Below are 13781 nucleotides of genomic sequence, written 5' to 3'. Positions count from 1 at the left end.
CCCTCGACACCGGGCACACCAACTCACCGCGCAGGATGACACCGTCCGTCGGCGACGATCGCCGCGGGCCACAGGTCGGGCCTCATGGTTCGAGACGCCCTTCGCGCTTCCCACCATGAGGGGCTTGCAGCGCAATAGCCCGCGCCGGGAGCAGGGGAGGCCTGCGATAGCCCGATCCGGCCCTGTCAGGGTCAAGTTCCCGTTGCGCCGGCCCATCCCGTGCGCTATCCGGCCGGAAAGGCCTGAGGTGGCTTCGATATTTCGCCGCCCGGCCACCAAACCCGAGGACGGAAACCGCCATGCCAGCCTATCGCTCCCGCACCACCACCCACGGCCGCAACATGGCGGGCGCCCGCGGCCTCTGGCGCGCGACGGGCATGAAGGATGCGGACTTCGGCAAGCCGATCATCGCGGTCGTTAACTCCTTCACCCAGTTCGTGCCCGGCCACGTCCACCTCAAGGACCTCGGCCAGCTCGTGGCGCGCGAGATCGAGCAGGCCGGCGGTGTGGCGAAAGAGTTCAACACCATCGCGGTCGACGACGGCATCGCCATGGGCCATGACGGCATGCTCTACAGCCTGCCGTCGCGCGAGCTGATCGCCGACAGCGTCGAGTACATGGCCAACGCTCATTGCGCCGATGGCCTCGTCTGCATCTCCAACTGCGACAAAATCACGCCCGGCATGCTGATGGCCGCGCTGCGGCTCAACATCCCCGCGGTGTTCGTCTCGGGCGGGCCGATGGAAGCCGGCAAGGTCAAGCTCCAGGGCAAGACCAAGGCGGTCGACCTGATCGACGCGATGGTCGCCGCGGCCGACTCCAAGGTCAGCGACGAGGACGTCAAGGTGATCGAGCGCTCGGCGTGCCCGACCTGCGGCTCCTGCTCGGGCATGTTCACGGCGAATTCGATGAACTGCCTGACCGAGGCACTCGGCCTCGCGCTGCCCGGCAACGGCACCGTGGTCGCAACCCATGCCGACCGCAAGCGCCTGTTCGTCGAGGCCGGTCACACCATCGTCGATCTCGTCCGCCGGTATTACGAGCAGGAGGACGCCTCGGTGCTGCCGCGCAACGTCGCGAACTTCAAGGCGTTCGAGAATGCGATGACGCTGGATATCGCGATGGGCGGCTCGACCAACACCGTGCTGCATCTGCTTGCCGCCGCCCATGAAGGGCAGGTCGAGTTCACCATGCGCGACATCGATCGCCTGTCGCGCCGCGTGCCTGTCCTTTGCAAGGTCGCGCCGTCAGTCGCCGACGTGCATGTCGAGGACGTGCATCGCGCCGGCGGCATCATGGGCATTCTGGGCGAGCTCGATCGCGCCGGCCTCATCGATACCTCGGTCTCGACCGTGCATGCGCCGACCATGAACGACGCGCTGGAGCGCTGGGACGTCAAACGCTCCAAGAGCGAAGCGGTCCGTACCTTTTTCCGTGCCTCGCCCGGCGGCATCCCGACGCAGGTGGCGTTCAGCCAGGAGCGGCGCTACGATGATCTCGATACCGATCGCGAGAAGGGCGTGGTCCGCAACCTCGAGCACGCCTTCAGCAAGGACGGTGGGCTTGCCGTGCTTTACGGCAACCTCGCGCAGGACGGTTGCATCGTGAAGACCGCCGGCGTCGACGCTTCGATCCTGAAATTCGCAGGCCCCGCGCGCGTGTTCGAGAGCCAGGACGCGGCTGTCGAAGGCATTTTGGGCGGCAAGGTCGTTGCCGGCGAGATCGTGGTCATCATCTATGAAGGCCCGCGCGGCGGACCGGGCATGCAGGAGATGCTCTATCCGACGAGCTACCTGAAATCGATGGGCCTCGGTAAGGCCTGTGCGCTCGTCACCGACGGACGCTTTTCCGGCGGCTCGTCCGGCCTGTCGATCGGCCATCTGTCGCCCGAAGCGGCCGAAGGCGGCAACATCGGTCTCGTCCGGACCGGCGACCGTATCGCCATCGACATTCCGAACCGCAGCATCAGCCTTGAAGTCTCCGATGAGGAGTTCGCCAAACGCCGCGCCGCGGAAGAGGCGAAGGGCGACGCTGCCTGGCAGGCGACCAACCGCAAGCGCAACGTCTCCACCGCGCTCCAGGCCTATGCAGCGCTCACCACCAGCGCCGCGCGCGGCGCGGTGCGCGAAGTGAAGCGGCGCTCGAAGTAAGAGCGTCTTGCGCTTGCGTGATCGCGAACATTGCGGTCGCGCATGGTCAATAAGCTCTGAATGGCCGGCGAAAGCCGGCCCTTCGCATTAAGCATTAAGGATGCCCCAACGAACTTCGGCAGCTCAAGATGTTGCGGCGTATACTGCGGCGACCTTCGGATCAAAATCCATTTCGGGCAACTGGGGCGCCACCACAATGTCTCGTACTCTTGCTGTCGTTTTCTCCACGGCCGTCGCCGCGATTTCGATGACGGGCGTGGCTTCTGCCGGCTGCTACAATTGCTACGCGCCGCCGCCGTGCACGACCTGCTACCAGCAGCAATACGTGCAGCCGCAATACCGCACCGTCGATGAGACCGTGATGGTTTCGCCCGGCGCCACGGTTGCGCATCGTTCGCCGGCGCAGTATCGCACCGTGATGGTCCCACAGACCGTGATGGTGGCGCCGCCGAGTGTCCAGTACGTGCGCATTCCGCCGCAATACGCCACGCGCCAGCGCGTCGAGATGGTCTCGCCGGGCTACTCCTATTACGCGCCGGTCGCCCCGCGCTGCGGCAACTGCGGCTACTAAGAACAGCGCAACTAGGAAAACTCTGCGCGGTGCTCCTCACGGGGCGCCGCGTTTTCTTTTGCGGCGAGCCCAAACGAGGCCCGGAAATGGAGGCGACTCCAACCGGGCCTCGCAACCGGCGACGTCCTGGGAGATGTCGCCAGTGTCTGGGATTGCGGAGGATTCGGCTGTTGATGAAGCGGCCGAATTGTTGCCCAAGCTAGAGGATCAGGCTGACACTCGGCTGACAGGCTGTGCTCGGTAAGGTTCAGACCCAAGCGAAAGCCCCAACTTCTTGCCTTGCGCTGCCGACTACGTTAAGCGACAGCCATTCCGAGCCTGGAAGGGTGGCCGAGTGGTTTAAGGCACCGGTCTTGAAAACCGGCGTGCCCGCAAGGGTACCGTGGGTTCGAATCCCACCCCTTCCGCCAGTATATTGTTCTCCACTGTTCGTGGTCGTTCGAACTCCACAATAAAATCAGTGACTTGCGGCAAACAGCTGTACTTCGCAGTTCGCCGATGTTCTCCCTAATTGGGTCACTGACCGTAGCTTTAGCCCGTGGGTTCGGAGGACGGTTTTTCTTGGAGGAACAATGGCTGGAAGGCTCAAACCACTCGACGTAGAGCGCCAAACCAAGTCCGGCAAATACGCCGACGGCGATGGGCTCTACTTGATCATCACCGGACCGACGTCGAAGAGCTGGTCGTACAGATATTGGAAAGACGGTAAGGAGCGGTGGCACGGTCTCGGCTCCTTAAAGGATGTATCTTTAAAGGACGCACGCCTTGCCCGGGATTCGGCCCGGCTGCGCGTGAAAGGCGACCGCAGTACCGTCGGCGTTGACATTGTGCTGGAAAGGCGCAAAGCACGCGAACAAGTGAAAGCCGTCGAGGCCAAGGTGGCGTTGTCGACGTTTGCAGAATGCGCGGAAGCCTACATCCGGGCGAACTGGTCAACCTGGAGCGAGAAGCACCGCAATCAGTGGCCGTCCTCCCTTGAGCGCTACGCCTATCCCACCATCGGCAAGCTGTCGATCCCGGAGATCAAGCCGAGCCACATCCACGACCTACTGAAGCCGATCTGGATCGAGAAACGGGAGACTGCGAACCGTGTCCGCGGCCGGATTGAAACGATTATTGCGAAGAACGTCGACATCGACGATCTCGACTTCCGTAATCCGGCCGAGCTTACAAGGCAGTTGCGCGAGAAGCTACCAAAGCGCCCCAAACGGGTCGTTCGACATCATCCGGCCTTGCCCTATGCCGACGCGCCGGCATTCATAAAGCTTCTTGCCGATGCGCCCGGAACAGCTGCCGCCATGCTGCGCTTCTTAATCTTCACAGCTTGCCGCACCAACGAGGCCGTCGAAGGGCATTGGTCTGAGATCGATCGGCCGGGCTCGACCTGGAGAATTCCTGGCGAGCGAATGAAGATGGATCAGGACCACTACGTTCCTTTGACCGACCCCGCGTTGGCAGTGCTTGACGAGATGCGCGATGGCCGCCAGGGCGAAGCGATCTTCACCAATCCCGATGGCGAAGCATTCTCTGAAAACGCAATGCTCGCAGTACTTGATCGTCTCGGCTACGGACACGTGACGGTGCATGGCTTCCGGTCAACCTTCGCTACTTGGGCTGAGGAATGCACCGACTATTCGGACGGCGTAAGGGAGGCCGCGCTAGCTCATAAGTATAAGAGCGAGACTACGGCGGCTTACCAGCGAGGTCAGAAGCTGGAAAAGCGACGGGCGCTGATGAAGGACTGGGCTTCTTTCCTCACTGGCGCCGACGTGATCCAATTAGATGGCCGCCGGGTCGGATAGCAGACTTCCCCTTGCGATGTTTCGTCGCCGGTCACACATGTCGGAAATAAGAACGAATCCATACCTTCGGGCCAGCTCTGTTCAATTGACCGGTGCCCTTCTGAGGATTTTTGATATTCGCAGCAGATTCATTCGCGCCAACCGCGCCCAGAAAGACCACCGCGACATTCACGATTACTACGACCCACGTTCCTAACCAGCGGATCTGCGTCCAGTCGGCAACAAATGCCGATACGAAAATGACGGCGAGGATGAAGGGCACCCATATACTGTCTAAGCCGAGTCGCCTGATCATGGATTGTATGCAGGTAACACCGAAGGTGCATCCGGCCACGCTTGACGCTTGAGCTACTGAATACCAAGATGGTTCACTCATCTCGCTCTCCCATTTAATCGAACGCTTTCATGGTCAAATCATTCGGCGCCGCGCCAAGTGCGCCAGCGAAGTAATATTTCAAAAATTGCGAGTCGATCGCGTAGCTCGACCGGAATTTCCGTTCATTTGCGCAGACCATCCCGTACCAGCTGCCGTCACTGTCAACGGGCATAACCCAGCTACCGGAGTCTCCTGGCTGCGAGAACGTCGTTCGAAAAGGGGCCCGAAGGAAGTGCCGAAAGCTTGGGTACGTGTACGGCTTGATATCAAGTGACGGCACTCGAAAGAGCTTCCTATCCGCGTTGTAGCCAAGAAGCGGACTAAAAATTACGCCGTGGCGCATCGTCCTGGCGCTCGGGGAAAGTTGCGTTGTCGGGCGCGTTCGTGCAGACGCTTCGGGTCCATCGGATGCCATGACGCCATTTGAGCGCATAGAACGCGCATTGAGCGCCGACCATGGAACGCCCGGCGGAGCATATAAGTATAGAAGCGCCGCGTCGGGCTCGTTGACTTCAGTATCGGGCGCTCCGCCGCCTCTCCAACCGATGTGGGCGACAAGGGAACAGGAGGGGCTAACAGCATGAGCACACGTTAGACCGTAAGCCTGAGCGTGGCGCTCATCGACAAAAATTCCGCCGATGATGCCGTCCAGCAGCTGCCCGCTCGAAGTCCGCTGAGGCGGGTTGCGAGCTGGAGCCAGGTCAACGCCGATTGCTAGCCATCGCAGAATATCATCTTCGAAAAACTGCCTGAGCCCCTGCGGATCCGTAGTTTCAATGACGACCCGCCAAGGGAAGAACATATCGGGAGGACATGCGAGCGAAGACTGGTAATACGATGGTAAAGTGTGCCGCCCGAAATCCTCCATCCAGCCAAATCTTCGTAGGGCGGTGTCAAAAGGCGATAGATAAGGGGCGGCGGAATTATTGAATTGTTGATCCCGCGCACAATCAAGCCTTATCGCAGCGATACCTTTGACTCCTTTGCTCCTCCTCAGCTGGACAACGTAATCCACGACACGGTCCGCGAGAAGAAGGGCGACGTTATTGATTTGCCAATTTAGGCGCGCCCTTTGACCATGAGCTTCGCCTAAACTCTCAAATTCTGAGCCAGTAATCTCTGATGGCGCCTGGGTCTCGATAAATTCGCTGCGAGGCAAAAATCCGAGGGGCTGCGTATCAACGTCGGCAGCGCTTGATCTCTCAAGAAAGTTGTTAATCTTCCGTCGCCGCTCGGCAGCCGCTTCGAAAGCCTGGCGTGCTTCCGGCGATCGGGATAGAGGCATTACGTCTAAACGAAGGAGATGCTTGTAGAACGCCAGAGAGTGAAAATTGAAAAAATCGCCCAGACCTAAGACCTCAAGAAAATGACCAAGCAGCCTTCTCTCTATTTTTGGCAATCGTAGTTCTCCCGCCTCGATGCCGAAAGCAAAAGCCTACAACCCTCTCGACCGTCGTACAACTCTCAGTTTTGCGATTTTGGATGAAAGCTGGCGAAGAACGCAAAGCACGTTGGCGAGACAGCGGGCACATCGTCGAGGTGAAGGTGCGTCTCACGCGGTCTTATAGCCAGAAATCCGTGGCTTTGAACCGTAGCAACTAAGCCAAGCGCCAAAGAGAACAGCACAATCAAGGAAGTATAGAGGAGGGAGTATCCGTCAAGAAGCCCGAGTGCTTAGCTCGGCTGGACCCTTACTTGCGTGGCTTCTTTTCCACTAGGCGAGTTGGGCGGGTTCTCGGCCGGTTCAAAACCTCATTATAATGCCTTACGAGACCTTGAAATTGTTTGCTTTTGCGCCAACGGCTTACATTCGACGGATCTACTTTGACTTGAGCAGCCACTGATGCTGAACGAATAAGTTTGTTGGTTGCTATCAGCCTGGCTGCCTGCTCGCGGGCAACATAGCGGGCAATGTCTTTCTGTGACGGCGGAGTCAGATCTAGCAGTACGAAAATGAGCTTTGTTAGCCATGGACCAGGCGGTGATTGCTTGTGAGCTTGCAATAGGTCAAATGCAATCCACGACAATAGTGCCTTCGAGACTGCTTTGCCGTGCCTTACAGCCGCGCCCTTGGCAGTCTTCGTACGTTGAGCCTCTCTAACAAGCCAGAACGATACGGCTTCCTCGACTGTTACGGGCAGAGCGTCTGTTGTTTCGGGCCGGATCTGCTCTCCTTTATCAGGGCCTATTGAAAATTGCAGGTCGGTTAGATCGACACCCTTAGAATGCGTCTCCCAATAAACCAGCGCATGTGGGCTTGCCAGAAGAGCCCGTAGAAGCGCTCGTGGAATCACTCTCGCCCGAGCGAGGGCAGAGTACATTGAGGATCGCGCATCCCAGTAGAAGAAGCCGAGTTGCTCCGTGTCGGAAAAGGCGGGGCGGTTCTGTGTCATCGCTTCGCGCCGATCGGGCGCTTAAAAAATTGAGTGCACGGCCGCAGCAATCAATCGTGCAGCCGTTTTAGTTCGCGCAAGGCTCGCATTTGAAGCAATTCTCGTTAACGGCGAGTTTCTTGACTCCAAAGAATAGAGCTCGGTCCGGTGGCGGCAGCAACCGGCGTGGTGATGTCGAGAACAGGAAGCACTCCCGCTGCGCCGTCCCCTTCAAACGCTGATCGAAAAAAGTAGGCGATAAATGAAAAACTGTGCGGCTTTCGAGAATGTTACCGATTTTACCTGCTCCGACGGGCGGGGGCCCGTCGCAAGCGTCAATGAGTGCCTGGAAGCCTTGAAGATTGGCCGAGCTACACTCTACCAGCTGATCAAAGGAGGCGAGCTCGCTAGCTACCGCCAGGGCCGCTCGCGCAAGATTCTGTGGCGCAGCGTCGAGACCTACATCCAACGCCGTTTGCAAGAAGAAGCCCGGCGCCGCGACGGCAGCGCTTAGCGCGCGAGGACCGGAGAGGGCGCCGGCGCCGGCCCGCGCAAGCACGTCCGCTGGGCTGTCGCTGAATGAGAGAGGGCATCTACCGCCTACGGCTTCTCAGCTCCATGCGCCGCAACCCGCGAGCTGCGGCGCTTGCTGCTCTAACCGGAGGGCGTCTTGTCTCCGCAAGAAGCGTGGTTGGCCTGCCCACGAACTGTTCAGCATGATTGAGTCGCCACAAGGCGCTGGTTGAAGCCGAACGGTACGCCGCGAATCCGTCCGCAACCGGGGAAGGGTGCCGTGGTGAGGCGAAATGAATGCGGAGCGAACAAGCCAACCCGAACGGCGATTCGGCGAGCTGCGCGAAATCGCTAAAGATGAAAGGAAAAACGACGCCGTGACAAACCAGTTGGCGCTCCCTAGCGAAGGGAGGAGTTTGGGCAATTCGAAGCACTTAGGCCGGAGTTTGGGCCAAGCCCACTTCATTGAAACTCAACGTGTTTCAACTCCGGCCCCCAAACGGCTTACCGTGGAAGGTAAGGACGGCTGGTCGGCGGCTACACGTTGCCGTCCGAACAAACAGGAGTCCGGCGTAGCCATTCCTGAACCGGACCCGCCGGACAAAAGAAAGCGCCCCCCGAGGGCAAATCGGGAGGCGCCGGCTTTCTTTGGTACTTGGGCAGCTGCTGATTCTGCATACCCGAACGAGGAGCTCCGTTCAAGCGCCCCAGGCATATGGGGGCGTCCGTGAGCGAGAAATTCGATTGGGATGATGGATGCCTCGTTGTGCCGTTTCAGCCGGAGCAGAACGAAACTGCCGTATACACGAATGGATACGGCAATATCGTGCTACGGCAAAAAGAACCCCACGCTTGGAAAGATGATGAAGATCCCCTCGTAATCTTTCGCCCTGAGCACGCGGAAGCGATCGTTCGCGCGATCATCGAGGAGGTCGGCCTACCGTACATGCTGGTCGCCAAGTCCAGCGAGAGCTCCGGCGCGACCGTCCGCAAGAAGGACGTCACGGCAGCGGAACGACAGCGCCGTCACCGCGAGAAGCTGCGCAAGGTCCGTGACACCAGCCGTGACAAGAACGATGCCGTCACGAGTGTCACGGCTGCTCAATCGCCGGTCTCACCTGATCGCGTTCAACTTGCTCTCGTTCGCACTTCTGCCGAGGACGGGGAGAAGGATATCCAAGAGACGGCGCTTACGCGCTGACCGAACCGCCGCGTTCGGTCGCCGTGGGCTCCGCGATTGCGGGTCTGCATTTTCGGTGGCTCCCGCCGCAATCGAGGTACTTCGGCCGGCCGTCGCGAGAATAGCGACGAGTCGAGATCGGCCATGATCTCGTCGCCGGGGAAAAAGAGCACAGCTCTCTCCCGCCGATGAATGACCGCAGCGCGCTTGGGCGCTCAATTCCGAGCTAGAGCCGGCTACACCGGCAATCTCGCGGGCTCTCACCCTGGCGGAACGGACTACGAAGCCGCATGTCAGGTTCTCCGGCCCTGCGCGCAGTATCACGATCGGCGCGCGATATACCGAGGCAACTCTTATCCCCCTGTCGAATGGGTCCGACCCCCATTCGGAGGACCGACTGATCGCACGTCACGCGATGCCCGGATAAAGCGAGTGGAAATCGTGGTCCGAGACCGTGTCTTTTCCCTGGTGACGGGGAGGGGAGGACGACGGAGGAGGAGCTATGTCCTGAATTTAGAGGCAGCCTGAAGGCGAAGAGACCGATAAGCTTGCTCGGAGCTGTGCGTCGAAATGCCATGGCATGCGTCTGCATTGCCGGGCAAGACGCTCGCCTCCAAGCTCGTTCGAGGTCGCTCAACGTTCAAAATCCGCGATCGCGCGCCGTGAGTCACCGCGCTGACTCACCCTGTCTCACGGGACAGCCGGCGCAATGCCGATGCGCGATCTAGCTCTGATTTCCGTAACTTACGGCAGTTCACGCCTGTGAGACAGGAGGTGAGACATGCAAGCCAGGAAGGAGCCAGCGCGCGGCTAGGCTGATCGCGGCCCAGGCTGAGGGCGACGGGCCTGCGTCCGGCGGCGCTGTGGCGGCCCGGGAGGGTTCTGGCGAGCTTGTCCGGCTGCTGGAGACCGGCACGGGCGGCGATAGCCGAGTGCCTCACGATAAGCGCACTCGCCTTGTCGATCGACGTGGTGAAGGCGCAGGAGCGGCTCGGCGAGCCCATCTACGTCGGGCTGATGTGTGACACCCTCTAAGCGCTGGCGCGTGAGGCCGGCGCCGCGCTCCAGAGCAGGCCGCCACGCGATCCGGGCGAAACTCAACCGCCCGGCACCGTTAGCCGAGGGGGCCGCGCAGTGAGGCGGCTGTGGCTCGTCCTGGTCTGGATCTGGAGCGGCTTCGGCCTCGTGCTGGTGTTCTGCGCCGGCATGTCGGCGGGGCAATGGATCGGCTTCGGCAAGGGCGCGAGACCTGTCTCAGCTCTTGATCGAGATGAGACAGGCCACCTATGAGACACCCGAGCCTTGGGATCGCGGCAACATCTGATGCAAACGGCAATGCCGGGGCAATGCCACGGGCATGCCAGCGGCATAGGAGACGACATGGACCGCAACGTTATGATCCAGCGCCTCGAATGGTTCGCCAACGAGGGCTACGACAACGAGACGCCCCACTGGCTGGCCCCGAATGTGTGGCCAAGAGCCTGCCGAGCTGGCCTATGCCGTGCTCGATGGATCCCGTAATGGCGCCCTATCGCCAAGGCGCCGAGTCGCCGCGGTGACTCACCCCTGTCTCATGAGACAGTTGCCGCAATGCCGATACTGTACTTCGAAGCTGTGAGACAGGAGATGCGAAATGCCAGCCATGAGCGGATCGGTAACACGGCGAACCTGATCAGGCGCAGGGCCGGCGTTCGGACCGACTGGGTGCAGGGGCCGATGGGGGCCGGGACGCGGCAAGCCCGTCCCAGGAGCAACTCACAGCCTCAGCAGCTCTCAGAGCGACTGCCAGAATCATAGCTACTCGGTCAGGCTTTTCCTGCCAAAAGCCCATGAAGTGACTCAGGAGGCTCATGCGGCTGGTGAAGCGGCCCTAGGTACTCTCCGAGCCGGCGCAGCCCTATTGCCATGCCGTTCAGGCGCGCCGCTTCATATTCGTGCAGTTTTGGTGTGCACGCCCATCCCTCGCATTGATCGGCAAGGTGCTCCATCTGCGAGCTTGATAGCAAGCCTAGCGTGCCTGTTGGAGGCACGGCAAAGAAATCGATCAGGCCAAGTACATCCGACCTTGCCAACGGCCCCTCCGGTGCGCCTCGCCGCTCGATCATGAGCCGCAGAAAGCCTGGGAGCTTCCGTATTTTCCCTTGTCGCTCAGCTTCAGCCTCTTCGAGTGCCCCTTCTTTGATGACCGTGAGCTTACCTTTCATTTCGGCGATCTGGTCGGCTGACGAGCTTGCCGCAATATTCTCCGTAATCTGAGCGTACCTGCGCGCGCAGAGTTGGATGTAATACTCGGGCTCGAATTTTCTGACCACCAAAATCCCGCCAGCACAGTGGCCGATGCCCATCGGGGCGGTTCAGCTCGGTGCTGCTTCCTGGTTTCTTCAGGCTCACGCCCCTCTTGCAGGTAGTCAGCTTCCCTTTGATTTTCGAGTCCTCCTCGACTCTTCGGCGAAAATTTCCTGAAAACTCACGCCTAGCGCTTGCGAGACATGCCAGAGCGTCACGATAGTCGCGTTGCGAGTCCCCAGCTCAAGTCCGCTTACATAAGAGCGATCGACGCCAAGCCGATTAGCCAATTCTGCCTGTGACAGCCCTGCGGCAGTGCGAAGTCGCCTAACGTTATCTCCAACTAGCTGTCGCACGTCCTCTGCCATGGACACAATGCGGCAGACCGTGCAATAGATTGCGACGCATTATAGTACACGCAACGGGGCCATCGGATCGCAAAACAGAACTGCCGACGCTGGGTCGCTTGCTCCTTGTGTTTGACTAACTAGCCAATCGACTTCTGATGCCGCCGTACTAGGACAGTCACGAAGCCGGCCGAAACCGTCGAGCGCGCCATTTTGAGACGGCTCATTGGGCGGTACCGGCTTCGGCCCTGGAACCCGATCATGACCAAATTCATGGAGAAAGATATGAGAGCTCGGTTTTGGGCATTTCTTCTTGGGGCATTCACGATACTACTTCCATGGGAGTCGGTCACCGCGGGCCAAGTAGAGGGAGGCTTTGATTGTGAGGACTCGAAAGAGTGTACCGTTCGGCTGGATGTGAGGGGCGTGATCGATCAGTCGACCGCGGACAAAATCATCCAACTTCTCAGCGAAGCAAACACTCGCACACGCAAATCCGAAGAGCCGGATCGAACTCACTTCTCCATGACTTTAGACAGCCCCGGCGGGTCTGTTGTCGCGGCCATGGCAATCGGCAGATTAGCTCGGCAGCATAGGATGATGGCAGTCGTGCCGCTGAGGGCAACCTGCGTCAGCGCCTGTGTCCTGATTTATGCTGGTGCGGTGACACGGATGGCAGGCGATGAACAAATAGGTATCCACGCCCCATTTCTCGATACACCCGCGGCCAAGATCAACGAACAGACAATAAGGAGCACCTACACCTCGCTTGTTCAGGATCTCAGGTCGTATTTCCGAGAAATGAACGTGTCGGAGGGCCTTGCCGACGAGATGCTAAAAACACCGGCGTCTTCTGTCCGGTTCTTGACCGACCCGGAGCAAGTTCAGTTCGGTTTGGTCACTATAGATCCAATTGAGGCTGAAGTCGTAAGCCTCAGGAGAGCTAAAGAATTTGGCTTAACAAGGGTTGAGTACAATCGAAGGCAAGCGCTGGTGTCGCAGCACTGCTTTGATCGCGGTGAAACCTACCTCCGTTCCTGCGAAAGCCACATCTATAGAACAGGGAAGATCTACAACCCCGACTTCGGGGGGCTGGATTTTACCAGCCAAGTAGAGCGGCCTACGAGATAGATTTGATCCTGCCTTTATTTGCCGACCATCGACGCTATTGACGAGGCCGAGAAGGTGGCACCACGTTCATTAGTGTAGCCGAGTCTTGAGAATGCCGTAGCTACTTTCCTGCGTTGGCAAGACCGGTAAAGGGCAGGGTCGACAGAACGGGGCTCCTCCGCACCGTTCGCCTAAGTGTTTGAACAAACCTCGAATTTTGGGCGGCGCGAGAAAATCGCCCGACGAACTACGGGTTAAAGCTACGGATGAGAGGTGGATGCTTGTTTCTTATGCCACTACGACTTCGGTCCTAGGCCAAACGGAACGGCGTAAGCTCATCCCGCTAAAAAGCCGCCGTCGACCGCGACCACCGTTCCCGTCGCATATTGTGAGGCCGGCATGCAGAGAAATGCTACCGCGCCCGAGATATCGTCAGGCTGTCCCCAGCGCTTGAACGCGGTCCGGTCGGCGATGCGCTGATGGTGCGTTCGATCCGCGCGGCCGGCCGCGTTGATCGCCGTTTCGACGTAGCCCGGCGCGACCGCGTTAACGCGAATGCCTTCCTCTGCCCACTTCAAAGCATGTGCCTTGGTCAGCATTACGACGCCACCTTTGCTGGCACAATATGCGGGGATTCTTGGTAGCGCGAGCGTCGCGTTCATCGAAGCGATGTTGACGATCGAGCCCTTCGCTTCGGCAAGCAGCGAACGGAACGCCATGCAGGTCCGGAACGTGCCGGTGAGATTGACGTCGAGCACCTTCATGAAGGTCTCGATCTCGAATTCCTTGTCGCGCGCGAGAATGCCGGCGCAGTTGATGAGCGCGTCGACGCGCTGGTGTTTCCGGGCGAATGATGTGACGGCCGCGTCATCCGTGATGTCGAGCGTCGCGAGGATGAGCCCAGCGCGATCCTTGAGCAGGGTACGCGCGAGGTCGGCCTCGTTGGCTCCCGTTGCAGTCACCGTCGCACCAAGATCGCAAAACTGGTTGCTGATCGCGGCGCCAATGTCACCGGCGCCGCCGATCACGACGGCATGAAAGCCGGGGGCGAGAGAAAAGTTTGAATTCATCGGG

The 13781-nt window shown here is 59.6% G+C and carries 12 protein-coding genes and 1 tRNA gene; 8 read left to right on the top strand and 5 right to left on the bottom strand.

Translation table 11 applies throughout. The features are described from left to right. Positions 1-299 precede the first annotated feature (299 nt). From ilvD to ABIB73_RS01360, 4 genes are all read left to right on the top strand, one after another. Positions 300-2150, top strand: a complete 1851-nt coding sequence (ilvD, locus tag ABIB73_RS01375; protein ID WP_354220685.1) for a dihydroxy-acid dehydratase — start codon at positions 300-302, stop codon at positions 2148-2150. A 247-nt stretch (positions 2151-2397) separates the two neighbouring features. After that, the gene (locus tag ABIB73_RS01370) at positions 2398-2721 is read left to right on the top strand and encodes a hypothetical protein (RefSeq protein WP_354222509.1); all 324 of its coding nucleotides are present in this window, start codon (positions 2398-2400) and stop codon (positions 2719-2721) included. A 320-nt stretch (positions 2722-3041) separates the two neighbouring features. After that, positions 3042-3131 (top strand) — tRNA-Ser (locus ABIB73_RS01365). A gap of 162 nt (positions 3132-3293) precedes the next feature. Beyond that, the gene (locus ABIB73_RS01360; RefSeq protein WP_354220683.1) at positions 3294-4523 is read left to right on the top strand and encodes a tyrosine-type recombinase/integrase; all 1230 of its coding nucleotides are present in this window, start codon (positions 3294-3296) and stop codon (positions 4521-4523) included. Positions 4524-4554: 31 nt separating this feature from the next. On the opposite strand, the gene ABIB73_RS01355 is transcribed toward ABIB73_RS01360, so the two are convergent. Both ABIB73_RS01355 and ABIB73_RS01350 read right to left on the bottom strand, forming a co-directional pair. Then, positions 4555-4899: a hypothetical protein gene (locus ABIB73_RS01355; RefSeq protein WP_354220682.1), complete on the bottom strand. Its 345-nt coding sequence runs from the start codon at positions 4897-4899 to the stop codon at positions 4555-4557. A 13-nt stretch (positions 4900-4912) separates the two neighbouring features. Next, positions 4913-6298 (bottom strand): hypothetical protein, encoded by a 1386-nt coding sequence (locus ABIB73_RS01350; protein ID WP_354220680.1) that lies wholly within the window; start codon positions 6296-6298, stop codon positions 4913-4915. Positions 6299-7533: 1235 nt separating this feature from the next. On the opposite strand from ABIB73_RS01350, the gene ABIB73_RS01345 reads away from it, so the two are divergent. From ABIB73_RS01345 to ABIB73_RS01335, 3 genes are all read left to right on the top strand, one after another. Beyond that, a complete protein-coding gene (locus ABIB73_RS01345; RefSeq protein ID WP_354220678.1) occupies positions 7534-7785 on the top strand; it encodes a helix-turn-helix domain-containing protein in 252 nt (83 codons plus the stop codon). A 726-nt stretch (positions 7786-8511) separates the two neighbouring features. Then, positions 8512-8985 carry a hypothetical protein gene (locus tag ABIB73_RS01340; RefSeq protein WP_354220676.1) on the top strand — a complete coding sequence of 158 codons (474 nt, stop codon included), beginning with the start codon at positions 8512-8514 and terminating at the stop codon, positions 8983-8985. Positions 8986-10098: 1113 nt separating this feature from the next. Next, positions 10099-10254 (top strand): hypothetical protein, encoded by a 156-nt coding sequence (locus ABIB73_RS01335; protein WP_354220674.1) that lies wholly within the window; start codon positions 10099-10101, stop codon positions 10252-10254. Between the two features lie 515 nt (positions 10255-10769). Here the strand turns inward: ABIB73_RS01335 and ABIB73_RS01330 are convergent. Continuing rightward, positions 10770-11309: a hypothetical protein gene (locus tag ABIB73_RS01330; RefSeq protein ID WP_354220672.1), complete on the bottom strand. Its 540-nt coding sequence runs from the start codon at positions 11307-11309 to the stop codon at positions 10770-10772. Positions 11310-11372: 63 nt separating this feature from the next. Then, on the bottom strand, positions 11373-11618 hold the full coding sequence (locus tag ABIB73_RS01325; protein ID WP_354220670.1) for a helix-turn-helix domain-containing protein: 246 nt from the start codon (positions 11616-11618) through the stop codon (positions 11373-11375). A gap of 240 nt (positions 11619-11858) precedes the next feature. On the opposite strand from ABIB73_RS01325, the gene ABIB73_RS01320 reads away from it, so the two are divergent. Continuing rightward, entirely contained in the window at positions 11859-12728 is an 870-nt protein-coding gene (locus ABIB73_RS01320) for a COG3904 family protein (RefSeq protein WP_354220668.1), read from the top strand. Between the two features lie 314 nt (positions 12729-13042). On the opposite strand, the gene ABIB73_RS01315 is transcribed toward ABIB73_RS01320, so the two are convergent. After that, positions 13043-13777, bottom strand: coding sequence for an SDR family NAD(P)-dependent oxidoreductase (locus ABIB73_RS01315; RefSeq protein WP_354220666.1), 735 nt, complete (start codon positions 13775-13777; stop codon positions 13043-13045). Positions 13778-13781 lie beyond the last annotated feature (4 nt).

The organism is Bradyrhizobium sp. F1.4.3, from assembly GCF_040548375.1.
Taxonomy (GTDB): domain Bacteria; phylum Pseudomonadota; class Alphaproteobacteria; order Rhizobiales; family Xanthobacteraceae; genus Bradyrhizobium.
The sequence above is the reverse complement of the archived record's forward strand: the minus strand, read 5'-3'. Positions and strand labels throughout refer to the sequence as shown.

Bases quoted from the DNA above. Each gene is read 5' to 3' on its own strand.
- ilvD (WP_354220685.1), top strand. From the start codon at position 300: ATGCCAGCCTATCGCTCCCGCACCACCACCCACGGCCGCAACATGGCG.
- ABIB73_RS01370 (WP_354222509.1), top strand. From the start codon at position 2,398: ATGACGGGCGTGGCTTCTGCCGGCTGCTACAATTGCTACGCGCCGCCG.
- ABIB73_RS01360 (WP_354220683.1), top strand. From the start codon at position 3,294: ATGGCTGGAAGGCTCAAACCACTCGACGTAGAGCGCCAAACCAAGTCC.
- ABIB73_RS01355 (WP_354220682.1), bottom strand. From the start codon at position 4,899: ATGAGTGAACCATCTTGGTATTCAGTAGCTCAAGCGTCAAGCGTGGCC.
- ABIB73_RS01345 (WP_354220678.1), top strand. From the start codon at position 7,534: ATGAAAAACTGTGCGGCTTTCGAGAATGTTACCGATTTTACCTGCTCC.
- ABIB73_RS01330 (WP_354220672.1), bottom strand. From the start codon at position 11,309: ATGGGCATCGGCCACTGTGCTGGCGGGATTTTGGTGGTCAGAAAATTC.
- ABIB73_RS01325 (WP_354220670.1), bottom strand. From the start codon at position 11,618: ATGGCAGAGGACGTGCGACAGCTAGTTGGAGATAACGTTAGGCGACTT.
- ABIB73_RS01320 (WP_354220668.1), top strand. From the start codon at position 11,859: ATGACCAAATTCATGGAGAAAGATATGAGAGCTCGGTTTTGGGCATTT.
- ABIB73_RS01315 (WP_354220666.1), bottom strand. From the start codon at position 13,777: ATGAATTCAAACTTTTCTCTCGCCCCCGGCTTTCATGCCGTCGTGATC.